At 42.8% G+C, this 25869-nt stretch carries 25 protein-coding genes and 9 pseudogenes; 22 read left to right on the forward strand and 12 right to left on the reverse strand.

All coding sequences use genetic code 11. The annotated features are described in order from the left end of the window. Nucleotides 1-107: 107 nt before the first annotated feature. From MMY81_RS34370 to MMY81_RS20705, 10 genes and pseudogenes are all read right to left on the reverse strand, one after another. Nucleotides 108-266, reverse strand: a complete 159-nt coding sequence (locus MMY81_RS34370) for a hypothetical protein (RefSeq protein WP_308215421.1) — start codon at nt 264-266, stop codon at nt 108-110. Nucleotides 267-638: 372 nt separating this feature from the next. Continuing rightward, nucleotides 639-935 carry a HesB/YadR/YfhF family protein gene (locus MMY81_RS20665; RefSeq protein WP_252314337.1) on the reverse strand — a complete coding sequence of 99 codons (297 nt, stop codon included), beginning with the start codon at nt 933-935 and terminating at the stop codon, nt 639-641. A 111-nt stretch (nt 936-1046) separates the two neighbouring features. Beyond that, nucleotides 1047-1319, reverse strand: a complete 273-nt coding sequence (locus MMY81_RS20670) for an HU family DNA-binding protein (RefSeq protein ID WP_120193451.1) — start codon at nt 1317-1319, stop codon at nt 1047-1049. 106 nt (nt 1320-1425) lie between these two features. After that, complete coding sequence (gene mnhG / locus MMY81_RS20675) at nt 1426-1773, reverse strand: monovalent cation/H(+) antiporter subunit G (RefSeq protein WP_252314338.1); 348 nt, start codon at nt 1771-1773, stop codon at nt 1426-1428. Further along, the gene (locus MMY81_RS20680; protein ID WP_252314339.1) at nt 1754-2035 is read right to left on the reverse strand and encodes a Na(+)/H(+) antiporter subunit F1; all 282 of its coding nucleotides are present in this window, start codon (nt 2033-2035) and stop codon (nt 1754-1756) included. Before MMY81_RS20680 ends, mnhG begins: the two co-directional genes overlap by 20 nt. Continuing rightward, nucleotides 2035-2511 (reverse strand): Na+/H+ antiporter subunit E, encoded by a 477-nt coding sequence (locus tag MMY81_RS20685; RefSeq protein ID WP_252314340.1) that lies wholly within the window; start codon nt 2509-2511, stop codon nt 2035-2037. The genes MMY81_RS20680 and MMY81_RS20685 overlap by 1 nt, the downstream gene beginning before the upstream one ends. A gap of 5 nt (nt 2512-2516) precedes the next feature. Beyond that, nucleotides 2517-4002 (reverse strand): annotated as a pseudogene (locus MMY81_RS20690) (Na+/H+ antiporter subunit D). Next, a pseudogene (locus MMY81_RS20695) lies at nt 3995-4332 on the reverse strand (Na(+)/H(+) antiporter subunit C). The pseudogenes MMY81_RS20690 and MMY81_RS20695 overlap by 8 nt, the downstream one beginning before the upstream one ends. Continuing rightward, on the reverse strand, nt 4332-4727 hold the full coding sequence (locus tag MMY81_RS20700; RefSeq protein WP_308215423.1) for a Na(+)/H(+) antiporter subunit B: 396 nt from the start codon (nt 4725-4727) through the stop codon (nt 4332-4334). The pseudogene MMY81_RS20695 and the gene MMY81_RS20700 overlap by 1 nt, the downstream one beginning before the upstream one ends. Nucleotides 4728-4739: 12 nt before the next feature. Continuing rightward, nucleotides 4740-7163, reverse strand: a pseudogene (locus tag MMY81_RS20705) (Na+/H+ antiporter subunit A). A gap of 539 nt (nt 7164-7702) precedes the next feature. Here MMY81_RS20705 and MMY81_RS20710 point away from each other — a divergent pair. The 14 genes and pseudogenes from MMY81_RS20710 to MMY81_RS20775 all read left to right on the forward strand — a co-directional run bounded on the left by MMY81_RS20710 (nt 7703) and on the right by MMY81_RS20775 (nt 15856). Further along, nucleotides 7703-8220, forward strand: a pseudogene (locus MMY81_RS20710) (YqeG family HAD IIIA-type phosphatase). Further along, nucleotides 8221-9324 (forward strand): annotated as a pseudogene (gene yqeH / locus MMY81_RS20715) (ribosome biogenesis GTPase YqeH). Beyond that, complete coding sequence (locus MMY81_RS20720) at nt 9321-9656, forward strand: shikimate dehydrogenase family protein (RefSeq protein WP_252314341.1); 336 nt, start codon at nt 9321-9323, stop codon at nt 9654-9656. The pseudogene yqeH and the gene MMY81_RS20720 overlap by 4 nt, the downstream one beginning before the upstream one ends. After that, complete coding sequence (locus tag MMY81_RS20725; protein WP_252314342.1) at nt 9644-10162, forward strand: NAD(P)-binding domain-containing protein; 519 nt, start codon at nt 9644-9646, stop codon at nt 10160-10162. Before MMY81_RS20720 ends, MMY81_RS20725 begins: the two co-directional genes overlap by 13 nt. Further along, nucleotides 10163-10459: a ribosome assembly RNA-binding protein YhbY gene (gene yhbY, locus MMY81_RS20730; protein ID WP_252314343.1), complete on the forward strand. Its 297-nt coding sequence runs from the start codon at nt 10163-10165 to the stop codon at nt 10457-10459. It abuts the gene before it with no gap. 12 nt (nt 10460-10471) lie between these two features. Then, nucleotides 10472-11047 carry a nicotinate-nucleotide adenylyltransferase gene (gene nadD / locus MMY81_RS20735; protein ID WP_252314344.1) on the forward strand — a complete coding sequence of 192 codons (576 nt, stop codon included), beginning with the start codon at nt 10472-10474 and terminating at the stop codon, nt 11045-11047. Further along, nucleotides 11040-11616 (forward strand): annotated as a pseudogene (yqeK, locus tag MMY81_RS20740) (bis(5'-nucleosyl)-tetraphosphatase (symmetrical) YqeK). The gene nadD and the pseudogene yqeK overlap by 8 nt, the downstream one beginning before the upstream one ends. Beyond that, entirely contained in the window at nt 11613-11966 is a 354-nt protein-coding gene (rsfS, locus tag MMY81_RS20745) for a ribosome silencing factor (RefSeq protein ID WP_252314345.1), read from the forward strand. Before yqeK ends, rsfS begins: the two are co-directional and overlap by 4 nt. An 81-nt stretch (nt 11967-12047) precedes the next feature. Next, nucleotides 12048-12431: a class I SAM-dependent methyltransferase gene (locus MMY81_RS20750; RefSeq protein WP_252314346.1), complete on the forward strand. Its 384-nt coding sequence runs from the start codon at nt 12048-12050 to the stop codon at nt 12429-12431. 118 nt (nt 12432-12549) lie between these two features. Next, nucleotides 12550-12726, forward strand: a complete 177-nt coding sequence (locus tag MMY81_RS20755; RefSeq protein ID WP_252314347.1) for a hypothetical protein — start codon at nt 12550-12552, stop codon at nt 12724-12726. A gap of 242 nt (nt 12727-12968) precedes the next feature. Beyond that, entirely contained in the window at nt 12969-13223 is a 255-nt protein-coding gene (locus tag MMY81_RS20760) for an SLBB domain-containing protein (RefSeq protein WP_252314348.1), read from the forward strand. Then, complete coding sequence (locus tag MMY81_RS20765; protein WP_252314349.1) at nt 13217-13471, forward strand: ComEA family DNA-binding protein; 255 nt, start codon at nt 13217-13219, stop codon at nt 13469-13471. The genes MMY81_RS20760 and MMY81_RS20765 overlap by 7 nt, the downstream gene beginning before the upstream one ends. Nucleotides 13472-13623: 152 nt before the next feature. After that, nucleotides 13624-14535 (forward strand): ComEC/Rec2 family competence protein, encoded by a 912-nt coding sequence (locus MMY81_RS35585; protein ID WP_252314350.1) that lies wholly within the window; start codon nt 13624-13626, stop codon nt 14533-14535. Between the two features lies 1 nt (nt 14536). After that, nucleotides 14537-15856: a DNA internalization-related competence protein ComEC/Rec2 gene (locus MMY81_RS20775; protein ID WP_256497973.1), complete on the forward strand. Its 1320-nt coding sequence runs from the start codon at nt 14537-14539 to the stop codon at nt 15854-15856. A 39-nt stretch (nt 15857-15895) separates the two neighbouring features. Here the strand turns inward: MMY81_RS20775 and MMY81_RS20780 are convergent. Next, nucleotides 15896-16031, reverse strand: a pseudogene (locus MMY81_RS20780) (YqzM family protein). Nucleotides 16032-16182: 151 nt separating this feature from the next. On the opposite strand from MMY81_RS20780, the gene holA reads away from it, so the two are divergent. Further along, nucleotides 16183-17229, forward strand: coding sequence for a DNA polymerase III subunit delta (gene holA / locus MMY81_RS20785; RefSeq protein ID WP_252314352.1), 1047 nt, complete (start codon nt 16183-16185; stop codon nt 17227-17229). A 43-nt stretch (nt 17230-17272) separates the two neighbouring features. On the opposite strand, the gene rpsT is transcribed toward holA, so the two are convergent. Continuing rightward, nucleotides 17273-17539, reverse strand: coding sequence for a 30S ribosomal protein S20 (gene rpsT / locus MMY81_RS20790; protein ID WP_252314353.1), 267 nt, complete (start codon nt 17537-17539; stop codon nt 17273-17275). Nucleotides 17540-17808: 269 nt separating this feature from the next. On the opposite strand from rpsT, the gene lepA reads away from it, so the two are divergent. The 7 genes and pseudogenes from lepA to dnaJ all read left to right on the forward strand — a co-directional run bounded on the left by lepA (nt 17809) and on the right by dnaJ (nt 25850). Continuing rightward, the gene (gene lepA / locus MMY81_RS20795; protein ID WP_252314354.1) at nt 17809-19635 is read left to right on the forward strand and encodes a translation elongation factor 4; all 1827 of its coding nucleotides are present in this window, start codon (nt 17809-17811) and stop codon (nt 19633-19635) included. A 72-nt stretch (nt 19636-19707) separates the two neighbouring features. Next, a complete protein-coding gene (gene hemW / locus MMY81_RS20800; RefSeq protein WP_252314355.1) occupies nt 19708-20853 on the forward strand; it encodes a radical SAM family heme chaperone HemW in 1146 nt (381 codons plus the stop codon). 110 nt (nt 20854-20963) lie between these two features. After that, nucleotides 20964-21998, forward strand: a complete 1035-nt coding sequence (hrcA, locus tag MMY81_RS20805) for a heat-inducible transcriptional repressor HrcA (protein ID WP_252314356.1) — start codon at nt 20964-20966, stop codon at nt 21996-21998. An 84-nt stretch (nt 21999-22082) separates the two neighbouring features. Then, nucleotides 22083-22526, forward strand: a complete 444-nt coding sequence (gene grpE, locus MMY81_RS20810) for a nucleotide exchange factor GrpE (RefSeq protein ID WP_252314357.1) — start codon at nt 22083-22085, stop codon at nt 22524-22526. Then, the gene (grpE, locus tag MMY81_RS20815) at nt 22519-22662 is read left to right on the forward strand and encodes a nucleotide exchange factor GrpE (protein WP_252314358.1); all 144 of its coding nucleotides are present in this window, start codon (nt 22519-22521) and stop codon (nt 22660-22662) included. The genes grpE (MMY81_RS20810) and grpE (MMY81_RS20815) overlap by 8 nt, the downstream gene beginning before the upstream one ends. 39 nt (nt 22663-22701) lie before the next feature. Next, nucleotides 22702-24542 (forward strand): annotated as a pseudogene (gene dnaK, locus MMY81_RS20820) (molecular chaperone DnaK). 178 nt (nt 24543-24720) lie between these two features. Next, nucleotides 24721-25850: pseudogene (gene dnaJ, locus MMY81_RS20825) on the forward strand (molecular chaperone DnaJ). Nucleotides 25851-25869: the final 19 nt, after the last annotated feature.

A 25869-nucleotide genomic window follows, 5' to 3' on the forward strand; every position in this document is an offset into this window, starting at 1 on the left:
GCTTCCGGAGCGTGAAGAAAGAAATAAAAGCTCGGAGCCGTCCGGCGCCCATTGCGGGCTGTGGTCCCGAACCTCACCAAACGTCCATTGAACCGGCTTGTCATCTGTTAAATGCTGAATATAAATATGAGAATAATAAAGATCGTCTTCGCCTGCATTTTTTTTATAAAAGCATATTTTGTTCCTTCTTCTGATATATGCGGTTCGCTCACTACAGCAATATGTTTAATGTCGTCTGCAGCAATCGGTCGTTTTTGCAAAGGCACAGATGCTCATCTCCTTTAATAGCCATTCATTAGTATGTAAGTCTTATGTATTAAGTATAGTAAAATAATGTAGGAAACACAATCGCTCTTAAGGATAAATGAGTTTGTAAGAAAAAATGAAAGATAATCTTACACATTTAATGAATTGTTCGAGCTAACTCCCTATAATTACAAATAACAGGAAGTCATTCATCCCTTTTGAAGGAAAATCGGTTTCGTTCAAAGGGTTTCTGGCTCACCCTCCAGAGTATTAATGTTTCCTGTAAGCCGTGAATAACAGGCTCTCCTTTAGGCATCACTCTCTCTCCCTTTGAAGCCATTGCCGGTAAATCCGGCAATGGCCCTTTTTTTGTATAAGCGGATCAAAAGTGATTAATCTTGTATATATTCGAATTCGATTTCATTTATTTTTCTGCTGAATTTAATATGAAGAGAATGATCCTTGAAGTACCAGGCATCTTTTTGTTCAATAAAGAATGTAATACCGTCTTTTTCCATCTGTGTAACGGGAGTAGAGGGGGCAGAGACTTCTATGCCGATTGAAAATCCTGCAATAAGCTGCGGGCTCCCGCCGTAACGAACGTAAAAGCGTACTGCATCATTTTTCTCCAGATTCATTTCTTCTAAAAACCATTTAAAAGCAGGCTGGGTCATTGTAATATTCATCATCTATTCCTCCTATATGTTTACTACACTATTCCCTTCCCGGCATTCATAAAACTATGTAAAAAAAGATCTGACATCGTCAGATCTTTTTTTGATTCATTAATATTTGTAAATTTAGTTAACAGCGTCTTTTAACTGCTTACCTGGGCGGAATGCTGGGTTTTTAGTTGCAGGAATTTTGATTTCTTCACCTGTTTGCGGGTTGCGGCCTTTACGGGCTGCACGCTCGCGTACTTCAAAGCTGCCGAAGCCTACAAGCTGAATTTTGTCACCCTTTTTAAGAGTGTCTGTGATGCTTTCAAATACAGCGTCTACTGCTTTAGAAGCATCCTTTTTTGAGATATCTGCTTGTTCTGCTACGGCGTTAATCAAATCTGTCTTATTCATCAAAAAACTCCCTTTCATTCCTAGTAATGTATAACTTCACTTACAAATTTACTCATGAATCCTTGCTATGTCAAGTGTTCAGCGGTAATTCGTGAAAATTAGCCCCTTATTCTGCCTTTTTTTCGTCGTATGACTCCGTTAAATCGTCGTGAATACTCTTATTCCACAATGGAACTCCGGTACGATGGGCAGAGCGGCTGATGATCTGCGCCCCAACGGGTGCCGTTAAAAACACGAATAAAATTGCAAGTAAAATTTTGCCAATAAACTCCGCTTCAACCACCCAAAAGTATAAAAAGGTAGCAAATACTAAAAATGCGATGCCTAGAGTGGCACTTTTAGTCGCTGCATGAATTCTTGCGTAAATATCAGGAAGCCTTACTAGACCGATTGACCCCAAAAGACTAAAGAAAATACCGATAATAATTAAAATGCTAATCAGGATTTCTATCAATGACTAAGCCCCTCTCCCAATATTTTGCCAGTGCAACGGATCCTATAAAAGCCAGAATGGCAATCATTAATACAACTTCCGAGAAAGCAGCTGTTTCCAGAGACATCATCATAAGTCCTACAAATCCTACCATGTTGAGGCCGAATGCATCAAGAGCTACGATACGGTCGGGAACAGTTGGACCTATGATTACCCGGTATGTGCACAATACCAGTGAGATGGCCATTGCTACAAGAGCGATATTAATTACAATATCCAGCATTACTTTCTCACCTCCAGAATAGCTTTTTCGAATTTATTTTGGACATCTTCGATCATGGCCTTACGGCTCTCGATATCGATGTTGTGAATATAAATATATTTACTGTCCAGCGAGTAGTCCATAACGAGGGTTCCCGGAGTCAAAGAAACCATACAGGATAACAGGCTGATTTCCCACTTCTTAGTTAGATTGGTAGGAACAGCAACAATACCGGGCTTGTGTTTAAAAGATGGACTCAGGACAATCTTTACCATATCAATATTGGCAATGAAAAGCTCTTTTATAAACAGCCAAAGCAGCGCAAGGACTGCTTTGACACGCCGGAAATAAAACTCAAACGGCAGGATTTTCTGAAGAACGTATAGAACACCAAAGCCGATAACGTAGCCTATGATAAAATCTCCGATGGTGAAGCTGTTCTGCAGAAGCACCCATATAAATGCAATGAAGACATTTAATACAATCTGAAAGGCCATGCGATCTACTCCCCTAACACCGAATTAATATAAATAGATGGTTCAAGCAGTTCCTCGGCAATTCCATACGAGTAGCTGAAAATAGGTTCAGCAGCAAAGCCAAGAACAATCGTTAGAAGAACGAGTGGAACAATTGGAAGAAGTATAGGGCCGATTTTTTTGGCTGCCTGTTCATCCGTATGTTTCTGCTCCCCCCAGAATGCATAAATGAATATCTTCAGCATGGAGAACAAGGTAAGCAGCCCGACTAAAAGAGCCACACCGGTAATAACGTAGCGGCCTTCCTCCATACCGGAGAGAATCAGCGGAAACTTACTGAAAAACCCGCTGAGCGGCGGAATACCGGCTAGTGAGACGGCGGTAATAAAGAACATCCAGGCTAACAGGGGATGTGTTTTTAAAATACCGCCCATTTTCTTCAGGTCTGTCGTACCCGTAATGGATTCTGTTGCACCGCTGAATAAAAACAAAGCGGATTTAACAATAATGTGGTGAGCAATATAGTAAATGGCACCTGCAAGGGCGAGCGGGGTGAATATACCAAGACCCATTACCATATAGCCTACCTGGCTGATGATGTGATAAGAAAGAATTCGTTTAAAGTCAAATTGCGATACCGCTCCAAGAACTCCAAAGAACATGGTAAAGCCGGCAAGCGCAAGAATAATATTATGCGTGAAGCCAATATCATGATTAAACACCAGCGTGAACAAGCGGATAATCGCATAGATCCCAACTTTTGTTAATAATCCGCCAAATAGGGCGGCAACAGCAGAAGGAGGACCGTAATATGACTTAGGCAGCCAGAAGTAAAGAGGAAACAAAGCACCTTTCGACGCGAATACAATCAGCAGCAGAATAGCAATTACATTCATAATGCCATCCTGACCGGTTTCCTCCACTCGTATTGCCATGTCTGCGAAATTAATTCAGTGTGCCGAGTGCTCCATAAATATAGGCAACCCCAATGAGGAAAAGCATCGAAGCGAAAACGTTAATGACAACATACTTAAAAGATTCGCGCAGCTGGTATTTCGTTCCTCCCATAACAATAAGAATATAGGAGGCAAGCAGCATTACTTCGAAAAATACGAACATATTAAACAAGTCACCGGTCAGAAACGCACCGTTAACGCCGGCGAGTAAAAATAGGTAGAAGGGATAAAAATAAAATTTTTCCCGTTCGGTTGAAATGGTGCTGAAAGCAAAGAACAGACAGACAACCCCGACAATGCTGGATAAAATCACCATCATTGTCGCAAACATGTCTGCAACGAAGACAATGCCAAATGGTGCCGGCCATTCTCCCATTTCCATTGTAGCAATGCCATTTTGATACACATCAATGGCAAGGACAACAGAGACCGCAAGCATGGCCAGAGCGGTTAGAGAAGTAATAACTCTCTGAGCCTGATGCTTTTTTGCCAGCAGTATGAGTATAGAGCCAATTAAAAAGGGCAGGAGTACAGGTAAAATTATTAAACTATTCATCGGAAGTACCTCTCAACTGATCAAGATCATCTGTTTTGTGTGCATCATACGTTCTATAAGCCAGTACCAGCAGAAAAGCAGTTAAGCCGAAGCTGATTACAATGGCTGTTAAAATAAGTGCCTGAGGCAGCGGGTCGGCGTAGCTGGCGGCTTCCTCTCCAAGAAGGGGAGGGAAACCGCGCTGCAGGCCTGCCATCGTTAATAGAAGAAGATGGGCCCCGTGGGAAATGATAACAACGCAATGACGATGCGGAAAATGCTTCGGGAAAGCATTAAATAAGTTGCTACCATAAAGAGGACGCCGGCTGTGATCGACATCAGTATTTCCATTACGCATCCTCTCCAATCGCTAATATAATAACTAGTGCTACAGCTACAACGGCTAGATAGATTCCCAGGTCAAACGGAACCGCCGTAGTCAGGTGAACCTCTCCAAACAAAGGAAGCTGTACGTACTGATCATACTGATTAAGAAAGGCGCTTCCTAAAAACATGCTCACCATTCCTGTAACCAGCGAGATAATTAACCCGATGGCAATAATATTGACGTAGTTAAAAGCAAGAGCTTTTTTAATTGATTGAATGTCAAATGCCAAATATAAAAGCAGCAGGGCAGAAGCGGTCATTAAGCCTCCGATAAATCCACCGCCGGGATTGTTGTGACCGGCAAAGAATAAATAGATAGAGAAGGCAAATATTAAAACGTTACTACCCGCGTAACGGATTGGAGAAGCAGATTATTTGTCTTCATACTCCTCCCTCCCTGTCATACGCAGTTTAATTAAAGTAATAACACCTAACGCGGCGATTGCAAGCACGAGAACTTCAAGAATGGTGTCGAGTCCACGAAAGTCGACGAGAATAACGTTAACCATATTTTCCCCGGCAGCAAGATCGTAGGAATTGTCTATGAAGTACTGAGAAATCGACTCAAGGCCATTTTCCTGGCGGAAAGCATACGTGCTTAATCCAATAAGAGTAACCATGACACCTACACGACTGAAATAATCGCATTTGTTACCTGGATTCTCGGTTTCGTGCGTTCTTTCGTCAGTTTCGGAAGATGCTTGAATGCCAGCAGCAATAATACAACGACTACTGTTTCAATCAGAAACTGGGTTAAGGCAAGGTCGGGCGCGCTGAATGCAACGAAGAAAATCGCAACGAGAAACCTAACGCACCTACGATAATAATGACGGCCATTCTATCATTCACAAACGGCACGATAAGGGTAGTCAGGAAAGAGCGGTACGAGCACCCACATAAACCCTGGAATGGAAGAGAGGTTTTCCGTTGGCATGGAAAATGCATCGTAACGAATCATCGTATAGGCAAGCAGCAGAACAATAAAGATGGACATATAGGCCAGGTAGTCACGAAGTCTTCCTGTAATCTGCGCCCTCGTTATTTTCTGTGAGCCCGTTACAAGGCCGCTCAAAGATCCATCATAAAGCGGATTAAGAATATCGCTTTCTTTTTTATAAATAGCAAGTGAAGACCATTTTTTCATGGAAATAAACAACAGTGTACCAAGAGCAATAACACCCATTGTCATAAACAGTTCCAGTTCAAAACCGTGCCAGAGGTAAATATCAACGTAAAAACGTTCGCCGCCTGTCATAACGCCGGGAAGTATGCTTTGCATAGCCGGCTCAATTAATGAATAGGCCAGCAGGTTTGGAAACAGGCCGAAAACAATAACAAGAATCACAAGAATAATAGGACTTATCAACATGCCCATTGGTGCTTCATGAACATGCTTATCGAAGTTTTCCGGCTTGAACTTACCGGTGAACGTTTTAAAGAATAGGATCAAACAGTATAAGAAAGTGAAGATACTGGCGATCCAGGCAATGATAGGAAACAGCATGCCAAATGTCTGCATGTTCCAGGCAGAAATTTCCGTTGCCTCAAGCATGCTGGTAAAAAACATTTCTTTACTAATAAATCCATTAAAAGGCGGAATACCAGCCATGGAGGCTGCGCCAATCATAGTAATAGTAAAGGTGATCGGCATGATAGCCATGAGGCCGCCGAGACGGTTAATATCCCGTGTACCTGTTTCATGGTCGATAATACCAACTGCCATAAACAAGCTTCCTTTGAAGGTTGCGTGATTAATGAGGTGAAAGATGGCTGTCATAATGGCTGCATGATAGAGAGCCGTTTCTACACCATCATTAAAATACAGCGAGGCAGATCCGACGCCCAGAAGCGACATAATCAGACCGAGCTGGCTGATCGTGGAGAAAGCCAGAATTCCTTTTAAATCTTTCTGCCGGACCGCAGACAGCGATCCCCAGAATAAGGTAAATATACCAACGCCGGAAACAATCCAGAACCACTCGGGGACGCCTGCAAAAACAGGCGTGAAACGAGCAACAAGATATAAGCCGGCTTTTACCATTGTAGCGGAGTGAAGATACGCACTAACCGGTGTTGGAGCTTCCATAGCATCCGGCAGCCAGATATGAAATGGAAACTGGGCGGATTTAGTAAAGGCGCCCAGCAGCACAAGAATCATGGCCGGAATAAATAAGTTGCTTGCCATGACAAGATCCGCACTGGCAATTGTTTCCTGGATGCTGAAGGTACCGGTAATGCTGTAAAGCATGGCAAAACCACCAAGCATAGCAAAGCCTCCGAATACAGTGATAAGCATTGATTTCTGTGCACCGTAAATGGATTTATCACGCTGAAACCAGTAGCTGATCAGCAGGGCGGAGGAAAGGCTTGTCAATTCCCAGAATACGTAAAGTACGATCATATTATCGGAAATAACAACACCAAGCATGGCTCCCATGAACATTAGAAGATAAACATAAAAGTTGTTTAATGCTTCTTTTTTCTTATCTAAGTAATAGATAGAATAGAGGACAACCAGTGCACCTATCCCGGTAATTAGAAGAGCAAATAGAATACTCAGCCCATCAAGATAAACGGTATAGAAAATCTGAAGCGACGGCACCCAGGTGCAGAGGCTTCAACGACACCTCCTTGGGAAGTAGTCTGTACCATCTGCTGCAGAAAATACCCAAACAGGCAAGTGGAAGAATAAAGACGAACCACCCAGTATGTATTTTGGGGATGTAGCGGTAAAAGAAAGGGATAAGGATGGCCAATAAAAATGGAGAAATAATGGCCCAATGTAAAAACGTCATAATGTCTGTCCTCCTCGTATAATAAAAAGCATGAATGATGTAAATGTTCTGACAATAGTTCGTTTGGCAGAAGGCTGTGCCTAAAAAAGATGCACAGCTGAGGGCATCCATAGGAAAGCGAATATAAAATGTAATGTATTCACAGTACCGCGTGCAAGTATTTTGTATTTATATAACTGTATACTTTATAATTCAGCTTGCAAAGCATCCTTTGGCACAAAAAAAGGTGTAAGCTTATATACAAACACACAGACAATAAAATTATAACGTAAAAAAGTAAAGCTTGCATCTGGGAACACCCCTTCAGCCCTGTACAGGGAATGCAAAATATCAAATGCCTTAAATATGAAGAAACACGCTGAAAATAAAATGTATTACATTTTATTGAACACGATAAAAAAGAGGAGTATCAGGCGAAGCAGCCGGATTCCATTTGAAAAAAATCAATGCAGAGGTTATACTATTTCCTTAGAAAGCCGACGTATAGCGTGCTTTTAGTGATGAATAAAAGCCGTTGAATAATAAAAGGATGTGGCCGCGTGCTTAAGCGTTTTATACCAAATGAATATATTCCTTCCGTATATGATTTAGACTTGGATGATCTTCATAATAGAAATATTAAAGGCATCATAACAGATCTGGACAACACTCTGGTAGAATGGGATAGGCCTGAAGCAACACCAGAGCTGCTCAGCTGGGTGAAGCTTGTGAAAATAAAGGATTCCAGGTTACCATCGTGTCCAATAATAATAAAAAACGGGTGAGTTCATTCTCGAAGCCTAGCGGGATCACTTTTATCCACTCGGCAAAAAAGCCTCTCGGACGGGCGTTTAGAAAAGCGAAAAAAGATATGGGACTGCATACAAACGAGGTAGTCGTTATTGGAGATCAGGTATTAACAGATGTATTTGGCGGGAACCGCTCCGGTTTTTATACGGTGCTGGTCGTTCCTATTGCAAAAACAGATGGAATGCTCACCAAAATCAACCGCAACATTGAAAGAAGAGTACTGAAACGACTGAAAGATAAAGGTCATGTTCAGTGGGAGGAATCATAAGTGACAGAGGAACTAGTATGCTCCGGCTGCGGAGCAGCCATCCAAACCGAGAATCAAAATAAAGCGGGGTACACTCCGGAATCAGCGCTGGAAAAAGACATCATTATATGCCAGCGCTGTTTTCGTCTGCGTCATTACAATGAAGTACAGGATGTGGAATTAACGCACCAGGATTTTTCCAACAAGCTTCATGAAATTGGAAGCCAGAAAGCGCTGATTGTAAAAGTAGTTGATATCTTCGATTTAGAGGGAAGCTGGATCGAAGGCTTTCACCGTTATACAGGAAATAACGATGTCGTTCTTATCGCCAACAAAGCCGACCTGCTTCCTAAGTCCGTCAATCATAATAAAGTCGTGCAGTGGCTGAAAAAACAGGCCAAAGATCAGGGGCTGACTGCAAAAGATGTCATCTTAATCAGCGCTTCAAAAAATCACGGCGTAGAGGAAGCGGCGCAGCTGATTGAAAAATACAGACAAGGCAGCGACGTATTTATAACCGGCTGTACAATGTAGGAAAGTCTACTTTTCTAAACCAGATCATTCGGCTGTTCAGTGGAGAAGATGACGTTCCTATTACAACGTCGCATTTTCCGGGCACAACTTTGGATATTATAGAAGTAATGCTTGAAGATGGGAACACCTCATTGATACACCGGGAATTATTAACAATCGCCAGTTGATTCATCAGATGCACAGCAGCGATTGGAAGAAATGATGCCTAAAAAGGAAATCAAGCCGATTATTTATCAGCTTCAGCCCGGACAGACGTTGTTTGTAGGAGGATTTGCGCGGCTTGATTTTGAAGAGGGCGAACGGAACTCTTTTGTGGCTTATTTCGCAAATGAGCTGAAAATTCATCGCACGAAGCTTGAAAATGCTGATGATTTAATGGCCAATCACTTAGGCGGCATGCTTTCACCGCCGTCTCCAAAATCAGTAGAAAAGCTGGGCAAGTGGAAACGGTATGAGTTTGTTATAAAAAAGGATAAAACCGATATTGTTATTGCAGGACTGGGCTGGTTTTCCGTTCCTAAAAAAGGGGCTAAAATCAGTATACACGTGCCGGAAGGAACCGGTGTTTCTTTAAGGGAGGCAATTGTATGACAGAAAGCATTAAACTTCTTGGTCTTTTCGGTCACCCGGTTCACCATTCGTTATCCCCGGCTATGCATAATAAAGAATTCGGTTTCCTGAATCTTCCTTATTATTATCAGGCATTTGATGTAGCGCCTGCCAACTTAAAGAGCGCGTGTCCGGTGTCCGGGCGCTCGGGTCAGGGGAGTAAACGTAACGATTCCCATAAAGTAGATGTTATGCAGTATCTGGATGAAGTAGAAGAGCATGCCGAAATGATTGGAGCGGTCAATACGATCGTAAATGACAACGGCTATCTTACCGGGTTAATACGGACTCCAAAGGGTTTATGGATTCTTTAAAGGAAGAAACCACGGCCGATATTAAAGGAAGCAAAATTCTTGTTATTGGGGCAGGGGGAGCTGCAAGAGCTGTGTTAACAGGTCTTTGGAGCAGCGGAGCAGTTGATGTGTGCCTGACAAACCGCAGTATGGAAAAAGCAGAACACCTGGCAGATAAGTTCATAGGCAAGCTCGCTTTGAAAGTATGGTCCAAAGAAAAAGCTGTGTCCCAAAATAATGAATATGATATTATCATCAATACGACTTCTCTTGGTATGAGTCCAAATATAGAAACAAAACCATGGCCGTCCGATCGGATTAAGTCTGACTGTATTTGCTGTGATTTAATTTATAATCCATTAGAAACAACCTGGCTGCAGGAAATGGATGCAAAAGGAAATGAAACGTTAAATGGGCTTGGCATGTTTGTCAGGCAGGGAGCGGCCTCTTTTGAAAAATGGACAGACAGTTATCCTGATGTTCAAAGAATGAAAGAGACGGTTCTGCAGAACTTAGGAGGGAAATAAATGTCATTATCCAACAGTCAGAAAAAATATCTACGTAAGCTGTCTCACAAGCAAAGCCCGGTTTTTCAAATAGGAAAACAAGGATTGAGTGAGAATCTGGTCAAACAGACCGCAGAGTCGTTAGAAGCAAGAGAACTAATTAAAATTAACATTCTTCAAAATTCCGAAGAAGAAGTGAAAGAAGCAGCAGAAACTATCGCATCTTCGGTACATGCCGAAATTGTTCAAACGATTGGAAGCACGATGGTTTTATATAAAGAATCAAAAAACAATAAAAAAATTGAACTTCCTAAATAAGGTGGCGTAAACATGTCGGAAAGAATCGGTATAGTAGGAGGGACATTTGATCCTCCGCATATAGCTCATTTAATGCTTGCTGAAGAAGCCCTTCATGCGCTTCATTTAGATGAGGTTTGGTTTATTCCGGTGTATACTCCACCTCACAAAAATATGAAATCAGAAAGTACGCCCGGGCAGCGGCTGGATCTTATTAAAGCGGCCGTGGAAAATCATCCGGATTTCCGAGTATCTACTATAGAATATGAGCGCCGCGGCCCTTCCTATTCCATTGACACGATCCGCGCACTAAAAGAGAAATATACAGATGCTTCTTTTTATTTTATTATAGGCGGGGATATGGAAGCACAGCTCCATACTTGGAAAGATATCGGACATTTAAAAGAGATGGTTACTTTCGCCGTAGCAGACCGGCCAGGCTACTTTGCTGAAAAAATGAATGAAGATAGTATACAATATATAGAAGCCCCTTTATTGGATATTTCCTCGACTGATATAAGAGGAAGAATAAAGCTGGGTAAAAGCGTTCGTTATTATGTAACAGATGAAGTACGACACATTATTGAAAAGCAGGGATTGTATGAATAGAGCAGATGCACTGGCTCTTGTAGAGCCCCATTTAACGGCGCACCGCTATGTTCATACGATAGGAGTAGCGGATACTGCGCTGGAACTTGCAGACCATACAAGCGTAGACAAAGCCAGACTTGAGCTGGCTGCTATATTTCATGACTACGCTAAATTCAGAGATAAGCCGGAAATGAGAGCGATCATTGAAAAGGAAGATTTCGACCCGGATTTTCTTTCCTACGGGGATGAACTGCTGCATGCTCCAGCAGGCTCTTATTTAGTGAAAAAGAATAGGTATAGAGGATCCGGAGATATTATCAGCTATAACCTGGCACACAACCGGAAAGCCGGACATGACACCAATGGAAAAGATATTATTTCTGGCTGACTATATTGAGCCCAATCGAACTTTCCCAGGCGTGGAAGAAGTAAGGGAACTGTCCGTTTCCAGTCTCGATCAAGCCATTATAAAAGCACTGGCAAATACGATTAATTTTCTCATGAAAAAAGACAGCCGGTTTATCCAGGAAACACTTGCCACGTATAATCAACTAGTTTTTAAAATTCCGAAAGGGGAATGTAAATGAAAAGTAATGAAATTTTGGAAAATGCCCTTCGTTCAGTAGATGAAAAAAAAGCGGAGAATATTGTAGCTTTAAATATGCAGGGAATTTCAACCATGGCGGACTTCTTTATCATTGCAAGCGGCCAATCTTATAAACAGGTTCAGTCTATTGCAAGAGAAGTCCGGAAAAATGCGCTTGAGAATGAATACGAGGTAAAAAGAATGGAAGGCTTTGACGAAGGGAAATGGGTTTTAATTGATATCGGGGATGTTATTGTCCATGTATTCCATGAGGAAGAGCGGATGTATTATAATCTTGAAAAACTATGGGGAGACGCACCGGAAGTAGAAATTAAAAAGGTGCTTTCTTAATAAAACCGTGAACGTATATGGTGATTTTTCAAGAGTATACGATGAACTAATGGGCGATGCCCCCTATGCAAAGTGGAATAAGTGGCTGTTAGAGGCTCTGCCTTCTACTATTACCCCCGCGGGACAAAGCTGCTGGATGCCGGCTGTGGGACAGGAACAATGCTGTGTCAAATGCTTGATAATGGATTTGATGCCCATGGAATGGATCTTTCCGCAGATATGCTGGCGGTGGCAAGACGTAAGCTTGACGCTTCCGGCTATCGGCCGCTTTTATTTCAACAGGACTTATCCAGGCTGGAAGCGCCAAGTCCTTATTCTGTAGTGACGGCTTTTTGTGATACGATCAATTATCTGATTGACGAAGCGGCTGTCAAAGACGCTTTAAGGCAGTGTTTGCCAACTTGGACACAAAAGGATTATTTTTGTTTGATGTCCATTCGGTGTTTTACATGCGATCTGTATTAAATAATTTTGCTTTTTCTGAAGTAAGGGAAATCTGGCTTATATTTGGAACTGTTTTGAAACAGAAAACCAGGATGAGATTATCCATGAGCTTACTTTATTTATAGAAAATGCAGAAGGTTTGTATGAACGTTCCGAGGAAGAGCATGTGCAGAAAACGTTCACTCCAGAACAGTACAGAGAGTGGCTTTTAGATGCCGGCTTTTCTTCCGTTCAGGTATTTGCTGATTTTTCAATTCAACCAGCCGGAACCGGAAAGCGAACGGTATTTTTTATCGCAGAAAAAGATTTACAATAAAGGATAACCGTCTAAAATAAGAGAGAATCCCGGTTCATGCCGGAATCTCTTATTTTTTTACCCCGATTACCCCTTCCCGCTTTATTACCCATTACCCTTAGTACTCATCTCTTGAAGGGAGGTGAAAAACGATTGAAAAAAGTCCATATGGTTGGAGCGGCAGCAGCCGCAGTTTTATTATGGGCATTTTTGCATTTTTGATCTTTTCTCCGTCTGCTGAAAGCACGCAGGGAGGAGAAAATATGGCAGATGACTATTTTTTGGATAGTCAGCCGGATACTGAAATAACGGAAGTGAACGAAGATGAGCTGGAAGCTCCTGTATCCAATCCGGAATTTATTATGGTTGACGTCAAAGGAATGGTAGCTTCTCCAGGTGTTTATGAACTGCAGCAGGAAAAACGAATTGTAGACGCTGTAGATATGGCGGGCGGTCTGGCAAAGCATGCGGATGCCACGCAGGTGAATTTTGCAGCCAGGCTTCAGGATGAATGGTGATTTATGTACCTGCTGAAGGAGAGGAAGCGGACCACTTGTTAATGGATAGCTCCGTTTATGAATCTGAAGAAGAGAGCCAGGGAGACGAAGTCAGTCTCAATACAGCGGAAGCTGCTGAACTGGAGACGCTTCCTGGCATTGGCCCTGCAAAAGCCGCAGCGATATTGGCATACCGTGAAGAAAATGGTCTATTTACATCTGCAGAAGAATTAAAAAGAGGTCTCCGGGATAGGAGACAAAACGTATGAACAGCTGCAGGAACATATCAAAATAGAATAAAAATCCAAAAGAAAGATCTTTCTAATGAACTTACTACTAGCTGTATCAGCTGCACTGCTGGGCATTACTTCCGTCTATTACTCGCTTCACCTGATTTTTCTGCTTCCAGTATTATTTCTATATGCCTTGGAAAACAAGACAAAAGCGTGTATTGTTTTTTTGTGGCGTCATTTTCCTTCTTTTTTTAGTAAGGATGGAGGTCGCTGAAAGAAATAATGAATCTGTTTTTAATGAGCAGACGGAATACCTGGAAGCAGTTATTCTAAATACCTCGTCAGTGGATGGGGATCAAGTTCAATGGATGATGCGGGAAGTGAAGCATCACGAGAAATTCTTTGTTACGCTCTACATGGCTGAAGAGAACGAAAAACATCAAATCGAAGCTCTGACTCCGGGGTCCATATGCCGTGTGAAAGGTACATGGAAAAAGCCGGCACCCGCCTCTAACTTTTCCGCATTTGATTACCAAGAGTATATGTACAAACAGCAGGTTCACTGGATGATTGAAGTCTCCGGCATGGATCATTTACTATGCAGTTATCAGAAGCAGGATTCCCTTTTGTCTACAGTGCAGCAATGGCGCGATTTTGGTATTAAACATATTCGACAGCAGTTTCCAGAGGAGCTGCAGGGTATGAGCAGCGCTCTTATTTTTGGAGATCGTAATGAAATAAATCCTGGTGTGGAAAAAGCTTATCAGCAGCTGGGACTTATTCATCTGCTTGCGGTCTCCGGTCTTCATGTTGGTATTATTAGCGGTGTGCTGTATTACGCGGGACTTCGCACGGGAATAACACGAGAGCGGATGAGCTGGATACTGATTGGCTTTCTTCCGTTTTACGCTCTGCTTGCAGGTGGAGCACCTTCTGTATGGAGAGCGGTGTTAATAGCAATGCTGGTGCTTCTTTATCAGCGTTTCGCGAGAAAGTCGCTGCCTCCGGTTACTGCGCTTGGGACAGCGGCGCTCGTTATGCTGCTGGCAGATCCATATTACGGCTGGCATATAGGATTTCAGCTTTCTTTTTTTTATTAGTTTGAGCCTGCTCCTGTCTTTTCCGCTTTTGCAAAGGTTGTCTTCGCTTCCTCTCCAGTTGTTTGGTGTTTCAGCTGCAGCCCAGACAGCCTCTCTTCCTATCATCCTCTATCATTTTTATGAATTTTCTCTGCTGAGCTATGTGTTAAATATTGCGTTTGTGCCTTTTGTTTCTCTTATTCTGTTACCTTTTTGTTTTTTCTTATTCTTTCTATCACTATTTATACCATCAGCTGCAGTATTACTCATGAAGCCTGTGGAAGCGGGTATCCGTTTTTTGCATGATAACCTGCAGGTGGTGGCGGAAAGCCGGGTACTGCAGGTAGTAACAGGTCAGCCGAATGTACTGGAACTGCTTTTCTTAAGTGTGTCTCTGCTGTTTCTTTTTGCCATGGTGGAAAAAGGGCGTCGCATAGGTATATGCCTCGCAGCCGGATCACTTGCAGCTGTATTTGGATGGCTGTTTTTTGCACCTTATTTTGATTCAAAAGGGGCTGTGACGGTCATTGATGTAGGCCAGGGAGACAGCATATTAATAGAGCTTCCATACCGCAGAGGGGTCTATTTAATTGATGGAGGAGGAGCACTTTCCTTTCCAAAAGAGGAATGGCAGGAGCGGAAAACAGCCTATGATCCAGGGGAGCGAATCGTTGTTCCTGTTTTAAAATCAAAAGGGATCCGGGCGATCGACAAGCTGATTGTTACACACGGCGATATAGATCACTACGGAGGGCTGTACGCCGTAATGGAACATACCAACATCCATCAAGTGTTGTACGGAAGGAGTGTCGAAGAAAAAGAAGCAGAACGACACTTTCTGGAAACAGTCCACCAGCATGGAATTCCTATTGTATTCGCTGAAAAAGGAATGGCCTGGAAAGAAGGGGAGCAGCACTTTCAAGTGCTGGCTCCGTTGAATAACAAAGTGAGCGGAAATGAAGCCTCGATCGTTTTGTATGCCGTAATGGGAGGGCGGAGCTGGCTTTTCGCCGGGGATTTGGAAGAAGATGGGGAAAAGCAGGTAATAAAGGCCTTCCCTGGTTTGAAAGCGGATATACTGAAAGCCGGCCATCATGGCAGCAAAACGTCTACCTCTTCGACCTGGGTAGAGCAGCTCCAGCCTAAAGCAGCTTTGTTATCATCCGGCCGCTGCAGCCGGTTCGGCCATCCCCATCAGGAAGTGCTTGATATATTGGAAGCCCATGAAGTAGATATTTATCGGACAGATGAGAAAGGGGTGGAAATTACGTTTCATGATAAGGATATTCTTTCTATTGAGCAGGCAGGAGAAGTCATTTTAAACGATCAATGCAAAAGCTGAATAATACAAAAAAGAAGCCCCCTGAAAGGGAGGCTTCTTTTAGAGGTTTCCTACAAAATGAACAACGGTAGCGATGATGAAAATAGAGAAAAAAGCTGAAGGAGACTACTCCTGCCACCGCGGAGTCCAGTAAATCATTCCGTTTACTCTGTACATCTTTTTCAAATGGATTCACAGCGAAACTCCTCTCCATTACATTCTACACTCATTATAAAGGAAGCGCTGTCAGAAATCCATATAAAATCTTCCGGAAAATCTGTAGTTATTTCTTCTGAAATAGAGGCATTGTAAGGTAGAATAAAAGAAGAGGCAAATTAGGGCAGAGGGTGAGTTCAATCGATTATTTAACCATGCACAAAGAAATAAAAGCCGGACAGACCGCTCCGTTGTATGTATTTTATGGAAGCGAAGCTTTTCTTATGGAAAAGATGACGAATTTAATTGTAAAACAGACACTGAAAGAAGAGGAAAGAGATTTTCAATTTATTTCTTATGATATGAGAGAAACATCTGTGGAAACAGGAGTTGAAGAAGCAGAGACACTGCCTTTCTTCGGTTCGAATAAAGTAGTGCTGCTGCAGCACTGCTACTTTTTGACAGGGGTCCGGGAAAAAGAAAAGGTAGAACACAATCTAAAAGCTTTGGAGGCCTACTGTCAAAATCCGGCTGCAGAGACCGTATTGATTCTATCTGTTCCCGCAGATAAGCTGGACGAACGAAAAAAAATAGTAAAGGCGCTGAAAAAAGAGGGGAAAGTTCTCCAGGCCGGAGCGCCGGATCAAAAGAGTATGGAAAAATGGATAGATTCTCAGTTTAAGCAGAAAAAGCAGTCGATAGATCCGGAAGCAAAAACAGAGCTGATGAAAAGAGCCGGCTTTAATTTGAATATGCTTTCGAATGAAACGGATAAGCTGGCACTGTATGCTTCAGAGGGAGAAGTGGTTAATCGTAAGGATATTGAGGCCCTGACTCCAGTTACACTCGAAGACAATGTGTTTACCTTAGTGGACCGGGTAATAAGCCAGCGGACAGACGAAGCGCTGCGTATCTATTATGACCTGCTCAAACAGAAGGAAGAACCAATAAAAATTCTGGCGCTTCTTGCCAGACAAACGCGGATGATTATTCATGTGCTTTATTTGAAAAAACAGGGGTATTCGCGTCAGAAAATGGCGGGACAGCTGAAGCTGCATCCTTATGCAGTGAAAATTGCAGAAGAACAGGGAAGAAATTACAATGAAGCAATACTGGAAAATAGTCTAAAGGAACTGGCCTCGGCTGATTTTGATATAAAAACGGGACAAATGGATAAAGAAATGCGTTTGGAGTTAAGTATTATTACGCTGTCGAAGCATCAATACTTTTCTGCATAAAAAAGCCGCCCTCCTCGTAAAAGGAAGGCGGCGGAAACGCTCATTATTGAGCGATTTTATTTAGGTGCTTCTGCATACGTGATTTTTCACGTGAAGCTGCATTATGATGAATGATATTTTTATCGGCTGCTTTATCTACTTTCTTAGAAGCTAGTAGAAAAAGTTCTTTAGCCCCTGCTTCGTCATTGTTTTCTACTTTCTTGTAGAATTCTTTAACAGCAGAACGTGTCGCAGATTTGAAAGCCTGCTGCTTCACACGCTTTGTTTCGTTTGTTACAACGCGTTTTTTAGCTGATTTAATATTTGCCATGGTACCCACCTCCTTAAAGTGATTCAAGTTCCGTTCTTTTATGAACACAGAAGGATTTTACCAAAATTTAAAGTTTGGCGCAAGACAAAGTGAATATATATTTGAAGTAACAACCTACGATTGCTATAATGAAGAGTAGTCTTTATCACGTATGAAAATATAACGGTTGTTTCCTACTACAGCTTCCTGGTCGAATAAACGAATCGGAAGCTGCTTTTATATGCAGAACTACATATTCAAATAAGATTGAACCGGCAGGAGTGAAGTTCATGAATAACAAAGACAGATTGGAAAGACAGAAAAGAATCAGGAATTTCTCTATTATTGCACATATTGATCACGGTAAATCCACATTAGCCGACAGAATTCTTGAATCCACAAGTGCGCTGACAAAGCGTGAAATGAAAGAGCAGACACTTGATGCGATGGACTTAGAGCGCGAACGGGGAATCACCATAAAATTGAACTCGGTACAGTTGAAGCATACACATACTGATGGGGAAGAGTACATTTTCCACTTAATTGATACCCCGGGTCACGTAGACTTTTCGTATGAAGTATCAAGAAGTCTTGCCGCCTGTGAAGGCGCACTGCTTATTGTAGATGCAGCGCAGGGGATTGAAGCCCAGACGCTTGCCAATGTGTACCTGGCTCTCGATAATGACCTGGAGATTATTCCGGTTATTAATAAGATAGACCTTCCAAGTGCGGAGCCTGAAAGGGTGAAGCAGGAAATTGAAGATGTAATCGGCCTGGATACATCAGAGGCAGTACATGCATCAGCTAAAAGCGGAATTGGTATAGAAGAAATTCTAAGCCAGATTGTAGAAAAGGTACCGGCTCCCGAGGGAGATCCGGAAAAGCCGCTGCAGGCGCTTATTTTTGACTCGCTGTATGACACGTACCGCGGGGTTATTTCTTATATCCGAGTAATGGAAGGAACCATACGCCCAGGCCAGAAAATTAAAATGATGGCTACTGGAAAAGAATTTGAAGTTTCCGAAGTAGGCGTATTTACGCCTAAACCGATAGCATGTAAAGAATTGACGGTAGGAGATGTAGGCTTTGTAACCGCCGCTGTCAAAAACGTGGGGGACTCCCGAGTTGGTGATACGATCACGGATGCGGAACGTCCGGCAGAATTTCAGCTCGAAGGGTACAAAAAAATGAACCCGATGGTATTCTGCGGTCTGTATCCAGTGGATGCCAATGATTATAATCCGCTTCGTGACGCGTTGGAGCGCCTGGAGCTGAACGACAGTTCGCTGCAGTATGAAGCAGAAACGTCTCAGGCCCTCGGATTTGGTTTTCGGGCAGGATTTCTTGGACTGCTGCATATGGAGATTGTGCAGGAACGCATTGAACGCGAGTACGGCATTGATCTAATAACTACAGCTCCAAGCGTTATCTACAACGTTTATCTTACTGATGAAACCATGATCTCTATCGATAACCCGGCTAATTTTCCGAATCCGCAGAAGGTCGATTATGTAGAAGAGCCGTTCGTTAAAGCTACTGTAATGGTACCTAATGATTATGTAGGAGCGGTAATGGATCTCTGCCAGAAAAAACGCGGTGAGTTTATCGATATGAAGTATATGGATGCCAACCGGGTAAATATTGTATACAATATTCCGCTCACAGAAATTGTTTATGATTTCTTTGATCAGCTGAAATCAAGTACTAAAGGATATGCTTCGTTTGATTATGAAATGATTGGATTCAGGCAGTCCAGCCTTGTGAAGATGGATATTCTTCTGAATGGGGAAACCGTAGACGCATTATCGATTATTGTGCACCGTGATTTTGCCTACGAAAGAGGCAAGGCTATTACTGATAAGCTTAAAGACCTCATTCCCAGACAGCAGTTTGAAGTGCCGATCCAGGCAAGCATAGGACAGAAAATTATCGCCAGACAGACGATTAAAGCGATGCGTAAAAACGTTCTTTCTAAATGCTACGGCGGGGATATTTCAAGAAAAAGAAAACTTCTCGACAAGCAGAAAGAAGGAAAAAAACGAATGAAAAGCGTCGGCAAAGTAGATGTACCTCAGGAAGCGTTTATGTCTGTACTGAAAATGGATAACGACAAATAAAAGGGAAGGACTGTCTATCCAACGGACAGTCCTTTTCCAACGGAAAACAGAAGCAAGGGAAGGAGGAGAAAGATGACAGCAACTTCAGCATATATTCATATTCCTTTTTGCAGGCAGATATGTTTTTATTGTGATTTTAATAAGTTTCTCATTGACCGACAGCCGGTAGATGAATACCTCGATGCATTGGAAGAAGAAATCAGACTGGCCGAAATCAGTGTTCCGCTGGACTCTATTTATATTGGAGGCGGAACTCCAACTGCTCTGAATGAGAAGCAGGTTATTCGGATGCTGGAGATCGTTGACCGTCACATTCCGCTCAGCGATGGTGCAGAGTACACGGTGGAAGTGAATCCGGGTGAGATTACGATGGGAAAACTGGATGCCATGAGACAGAGCGGCGTGAACCGGCTCAGTATAGGTGTGCAGAGTTTTGAAACGAGGCTGCTTGAATCTATTGGCAGAGGGCATGGCAGAGAAGATGCAGTAGATGCCATCAAAATGGCTGAAAAAGCTGGATTTGAAAATTATTCTATTGATTTAATGTTCGGGCTGCCGGGACAGACAATGGAGGATTTTCAAGCTGCACTGGATATGGCGGTACAGCTGAATGTGCCTCATATTTCTGCTTATTCGTTGAAAATTGAAGAAAAGACGATGTTTCATAATTGGTATAAGCAGGGCCGACTTGCCCCTTTTCCGGAAGATACGGAAGCGGACATGTATGATCTTCTGCTGGACTACGGGAGCCGCCATGGACTGTATCCCTATGAAATAAGCAACCTCGCAGCTAAAGGGCATGAAAGTTTTCATAACTGTGTGTACTGGAAAAATGAAGAATATTATGGATTTGGTGCAGGGGCCCATGGTTACGTAAATGGTATCCGCTATGCCAATATCGCTCCGCTGACGCACTATATTAAAGCAGTAGAGCAAGGCGAAACGCTCATAAAAGAAGAAACCAGGGTAAGCCGCATAGAAAAAATGGAAGAAGAAATGTTTTTGGGGCTGCGAATGTACGACGGTGTTAATAAAAGCAGGTTTAAAGAACGGTACGGAATGGAATATAAAGAGGTGTTTGCCGCTGCTGTACCGGAACTGTTTGAACGTGGCCTGCTTGAGGAATCAGAAGATAGAGTAAGGCTTACCCCGCAGGGCAGACTGCTCGGCAACGAAGTATTTGAAAAGTTTTTATTGGAAAAAGACAACGCCTTTTAAAAATCTCAATTAATTCCGTTGAATATAATTGACAAAAAGAGAGGTCTTTGATAACTTAACATATAGATTTAGCACTCGAACAACAGGAGTGCTAAAAGAGGTGATAATGGATGTTATCGAATAGACAGCTGCTGATTTTACAGGCTATTATAAATGGCTACATTAAATCAGCTGAACCGGTTGGATCCAGAAGCATATCGCAGGAGAAAAGTATTTCATTCAGTCCTGCCACAATAAGAAACGAAATGGCAGATTTGGAAGAGCTCGGTTTTTTAGAAAAAACGCACAGCTCTTCCGGGCGCGTTCCGTCTGAAAAAGGTTATCGGCATTATGTGGACCATCTGCTTCTGCCGCATCATTTTTCAAAAAATGAAGTAACAAACATGAAGTCGCTGTTTGAACAGAAAATTCTGGAGGCAGATCAGGCGGTTAAACATTCCGCAACTATTTTATCAGAGCTTACGAGCTATGTTTCTATTGTACTTGGCCCGAAGATGTTTGATGCGAAGCTGAAAAGTCTTCAGGTTATTCCGCTGCGTGAAGATGCTGCAGTTGCTATCCTTGTAACAGATACCGGTCATGTAGAAAACAAAGCGGTAAGTCTTCCGAGAGGGCTGAGCAGCTCGGACCTTGAGAAAATGGTTAATATCCTTAATGAGAGGCTCAGCGGTGTTCCTTTATATATGCTCGAACAGAAAATGGAAAACGAGATTTCTGTTCTTATGAAACAGCATATTGATAATTATGCCGAGGCACTTCTTTTTGCAGAGGATACATTGAAAAAAAGCTCAAGTGAACGAGTTTACTATGGCGGTAAAACAAACCTTCTAAATCAGCCTGAGTTTAAAGACATTGCAAAAGTGAAATCTTTATATGAGCTTTTCGAAAAAGAAGATATGATGCATGACCTTTTAAAGCCAAATAAGTCGGGTCTTTCTATTCGAATTGGCCAGGAAAATGAAAATGCCGCATTTGAACACTGCAGTATTATTTCCGCCACTTACTCTTTTAATGGCAGAGCAGTAGGCACTATTGGAATTGTAGGTCCCAAACGAATGGAATATCCGAAAGTCATCAGCCTGATCCAGCATATATCCCATGATCTGGAAGATATCCTTGAGAACCTGTACAGAACAGATGCTTAGTGATATCATGTGTGATTGGCTGTGGAGAGAAATTTCTCTCCTTCTTTCTATGTAAAAGCAAGAAAACCGATGGAGGTGAAAGATATGAAAAAAGACGAACCGCTGTCTAACGAAGAAGCAGAAACGTTAAATGATGAAAAACAAGAAGAAACGACTGAAGAAGATACGGTCGAAATTATAGATAATGACGCGTCGGATGAAGTAGTATCAGAAGACGAACAGCGTATTCAAGAGCTTGAAGCGGAAATGCTGGAATGGAAGAACCGTTCCCTAAGAACGCAGGCTGATCTTGATAATGTAAGAAAACGTGCAAAAGAAGAAAAAGTGAAATTGGAAAAATACCGCGCAGAAAAGCTTCTTCTTGGTATGATGCCGGCTCTTGATAACTTCGAAAGAGCGCTTAAGCTGAGCCGGAAGGCGAGGAGGCCAAATCCATCTATAAAGGGGTGGAAATGGTGTTCAACCAGCTTAAAGAAGCAGCTGAAGCAGAAGGACTGCAGGAAATGCCACTGTCGGCGAAATGTTTGATCCGCATTATCATCAGGCGGTCATGCAGGTCGAAGAAGAAGGGTTTGAGTCCAATCAAATAGTGGAAGAACTTCAAAAGGGTTATCTGCTAAAAGATAAAGTACTGCGTCCAGCAATGGTTAAAGTAAACGCGTAATCAAGAATGTTTAATCAATAGTAGGAGGATGAACTGACAATGAGTAGAACAATTGGTATTGACTTAGGAACAACGAATTCATGTGTTGCAGTAATGGAAGGCGGGGAAGCGGTAGTTATTCCCAATCCGGAAGGTAACCGCACCACCATCTGTTGTTGCATTTAAAGACGGTGAGCGCCAGGTAGGGGAAGTAGCCAAGCGCCAGTCTATAACAAACCCAAACACGATCCAGTCCATTAAGCGTCATATGGGTACGGATTATAAGGTAGAAGCAGAAGGCAAACAGCAGACTCCACAGGAGATCAGTGCTATCATTCTGCAGAAACTTAAATCAGATGCGGAAGCGTATTTAGGCGAAACCGTAACAAAGGCTGTAATTACCGTTCCGGCTTATTTCAATGATTCCCAGCGCCAGGCACAAAAGATGCCGGTAAATTGCTGGACTTGAAGTAGAACGTATCGTAAACGAGCCTACAGCTGCAGCACTTGCTTACGGCCTCGAAAAAGAAGAAGACCAGACGATCCTTGTTTATGACCTTGGCGGAGGTACGTTTGACGTATCCATCCTTGAACTTGGTGAAGGCTTTTTCGAAGTAAAATCAACATTCGGTGACAATAAGCTTGGTGGAGACGATTTTGACCAGGTCATTATTGATCATCTTGTAGCAGAGTTCAAAAAAGAAAACGGTATCGACCTTTCTCAGGATAAAATGGCTGTACAGCGTTTGAAAGATTCCGCAGAGAAAGCGAAGAAAGATCTTTCCGGTGTATCCCAGACGCAGATTTCTCTTCCATTTATTACAGCAGATGCAAGCGGACCAAAGCACCTTGAGCTTACGCTGAGCCGTGCGAAGTTCGATGACCTTACCTCTTCACTTGTAGAAAAAACGATGGGACCTACACGTCAGGCGTTAAAAGACTCCGGCCTGAGTGCTTCTGAAATTGATAAAGTTATTCTTGTCGGCGGTTCTACGAGAATTCCTGCAGTACAGGAAGAAATCAAAAAGCTTACCGGCAAAGATCCGCATAAAGGCGTAAACCCGGATGAAGTTGTTGCACTTGGTGCAGCTGTTCAGGCTGGTGTTCTTTCCGGTGATGTAAAAGACGTTGTACTTCTTGACGTAACGCCGCTTTCTCTTGGAATTGAAACGATGGGTGGAGTATCGACTCGTTTGATCGATCGCAACACAACGATTCCAACAAGCAAATCCCAGACGTTCTCAACTGCATCAGATAATCAGCCTTCTGTTGATATCCATGTGCTTCAGGGTGAGCGCGAAATGGCAGCGGACAATAAGACACTCGGTCGTTTTCAGCTTACAGATATTCCGCCGGCACCACGTGGTGTTCCGCAGATAGAAGTAACGTTTGACATTGATGCAAATGGTATTGTAAACGTTCGTGCGAAAGATCTTGGCACTAACAAAGAGCAGTCCATTACTATTACGTCTTCATCCGGATTGAGCGATGAAGATGTTGAAAAAATGGTAAAAGATGCAGAAGAAAATGCAGAAGAAGATAAGAAACGCAAAGAGTCTGTAGAAGTACGCAATGAGGCAGACCAGCTTGTATTTACTACGGACAAAACGCTTAAAGATCTTGGCGAGAGCGTAGAGCAGGCAGATAAAGATAATGCAGAAGCTGCAAAAGAAAAAGTGAAAACAGCGTTGGAAGGCGACGATATCGAAGCGATCAGAAGTGCAAAAGATGAGCTTCAGGAAGTCGTACAGCAGCTTTCCACTAAACTTTATGAGCAGGCAGCCCAGCAGGCTCAGCAGGCTGAAGGCGCAGAAGGCGCTGCAGACGGCCAAAGTGAAGACGACAATGTCGTTGATGCTGATTACGAAGAAGTAAAAGATGACGAAAACAAAGATAAATAAATAACGATGCAAAAGCAAAGGGGCTGTCCCATTACTAACGAAGCCAAGCTTCTTTATGGGGCGGCCTCTTCTTTTATGTAAATGGGACGCCTATTTGTCATGGTTTCTGGTTGAATCAATAAATACGATAATGGTATGATTACCTTTGTGTAATGAGCGATGAACGGGAGTGAATAGATTGAGTAAAAAAGATTATTATGAAACGCTTGGCGTAGATAAAGATGCATCAGTTGATGAAGTAAAAAAAGCATATAGAAAATTAGCAAGAAAGTACCACCCGGACGTTAATAAAGAAGCAAACGCAGAAGAAAAGTTCAAAGAAGTAAAGGATGCGTATGATGTATTAAGCGATCCGCAGAAAAAGTCCAATTATGATCAATTTGGAAGCGCAGAACCGAACCAGGGTTTCGGCGGCGGAGGAGCCGGCGACTTCGGCGGCGGGTTTGGCGACATTTTCGACATGTTCTTCGGCGGGGGCGGAGGCGGCGGTAGACGCCGTGATCCAAATGCTCCACGTCAAGGTGCAGATCTGCAGTATACAATGACGCTCGCTTTTAAAAGGCTGTATTTGGAAAAACGACTGAAATTGAAATACCTAAAGAAGAAACATGCGGCACGTGTGATGGAGATGGTGCTAAGCCTGGTACGAGCCCTAAAACCTGCAGCAAGTGCGGAGGAGCCGGCCAGCTTAACGTAGAGCAGAATACTCCATTTGGACGTGTAGTGAATCGTCGTGTATGCGATAGCTGTCAGGGTACCGGTAAGATTATTCCTGAGAAGTGTAAAACATGCGGCGGCAGAGGAAAAATTACGAAAAACAAAAAAATCAGCATCAAAGTTCCGGCAGGCGTGGACTATGGCCAGCAGATTCGTGTATCCGGACAGGGTGAAGCAGGTGCAAACGGAGGCCCTCCTGGAGATCTATATGTCGTGTTTGATGTACAGTCTCATGAATTCTTTGAACGGGAAGGCGACGATGTTTTCTGTGAAATGCCTCTTACTTTCGCTCAGGCAGCACTTGGCGATGAAATTGAAGTACCGGCTTTAAGCGGTAAGGTTAAACTAAAAATCCCGGCAGGTACTCAGACCGGCACAAGCTTCCGTATGAGAGGGAAAGGTATACCAAACGTTCACGGACGCGGTCATGGAGATCAGCATATTAATGTGAAGGTTATTGTTCCGAAAAAACTTTCCGAGGATCAAAAAGACCTGATACGGGAGTTTGCTAAAGTAAGCGGCGATTCCAACGTGGACGAACAGCATCAGAACTTTTTTGATAAAGTAAAACGCGCTTTTCGCGGAGACTAATAAAGCACATGGGAGAAAA

The organism is Sinobaca sp. H24 (assembly GCF_023845525.1).

What these genes read in the sequence shown, in the direction of transcription:
- rsfS (WP_252314345.1), top strand. Translation starts at nt 11,613, where the DNA reads ATGAAAAGTAATGAAATTTTGGAAAATGCCCTTCGTTCAGTAGATGAA.
- MMY81_RS20685 (WP_252314340.1), bottom strand. Translation starts at nt 2,511, where the DNA reads ATGGCCTTTCAGATTGTATTAAATGTCTTCATTGCATTTATATGGGTG.
- MMY81_RS20725 (WP_252314342.1), top strand. Translation starts at nt 9,644, where the DNA reads ATGGATTCTTTAAAGGAAGAAACCACGGCCGATATTAAAGGAAGCAAA.
- MMY81_RS20720 (WP_252314341.1), top strand. Translation starts at nt 9,321, where the DNA reads ATGACAGAAAGCATTAAACTTCTTGGTCTTTTCGGTCACCCGGTTCAC.
- lepA (WP_252314354.1), top strand. Translation starts at nt 17,809, where the DNA reads ATGAATAACAAAGACAGATTGGAAAGACAGAAAAGAATCAGGAATTTC.
- MMY81_RS35585 (WP_252314350.1), top strand. Translation starts at nt 13,624, where the DNA reads ATGCCTTGGAAAACAAGACAAAAGCGTGTATTGTTTTTTTGTGGCGTC.
- hrcA (WP_252314356.1), top strand. Translation starts at nt 20,964, where the DNA reads ATGTTATCGAATAGACAGCTGCTGATTTTACAGGCTATTATAAATGGC.
- MMY81_RS20765 (WP_252314349.1), top strand. Translation starts at nt 13,217, where the DNA reads ATGGTGATTTATGTACCTGCTGAAGGAGAGGAAGCGGACCACTTGTTA.
- hemW (WP_252314355.1), top strand. Translation starts at nt 19,708, where the DNA reads ATGACAGCAACTTCAGCATATATTCATATTCCTTTTTGCAGGCAGATA.
- MMY81_RS20665 (WP_252314337.1), bottom strand. Translation starts at nt 935, where the DNA reads ATGATGAATATTACAATGACCCAGCCTGCTTTTAAATGGTTTTTAGAA.
- MMY81_RS20680 (WP_252314339.1), bottom strand. Translation starts at nt 2,035, where the DNA reads ATGCTGGATATTGTAATTAATATCGCTCTTGTAGCAATGGCCATCTCA.
- grpE (WP_252314357.1), top strand. Translation starts at nt 22,083, where the DNA reads ATGAAAAAAGACGAACCGCTGTCTAACGAAGAAGCAGAAACGTTAAAT.
- MMY81_RS20760 (WP_252314348.1), top strand. Translation starts at nt 12,969, where the DNA reads ATGGCAGATGACTATTTTTTGGATAGTCAGCCGGATACTGAAATAACG.
- rpsT (WP_252314353.1), bottom strand. Translation starts at nt 17,539, where the DNA reads ATGGCAAATATTAAATCAGCTAAAAAACGCGTTGTAACAAACGAAACA.
- grpE (WP_252314358.1), top strand. Translation starts at nt 22,519, where the DNA reads ATGTTTGATCCGCATTATCATCAGGCGGTCATGCAGGTCGAAGAAGAA.
- nadD (WP_252314344.1), top strand. Translation starts at nt 10,472, where the DNA reads ATGTCGGAAAGAATCGGTATAGTAGGAGGGACATTTGATCCTCCGCAT.
- MMY81_RS20670 (WP_120193451.1), bottom strand. Translation starts at nt 1,319, where the DNA reads ATGAATAAGACAGATTTGATTAACGCCGTAGCAGAACAAGCAGATATC.
- yhbY (WP_252314343.1), top strand. Translation starts at nt 10,163, where the DNA reads ATGTCATTATCCAACAGTCAGAAAAAATATCTACGTAAGCTGTCTCAC.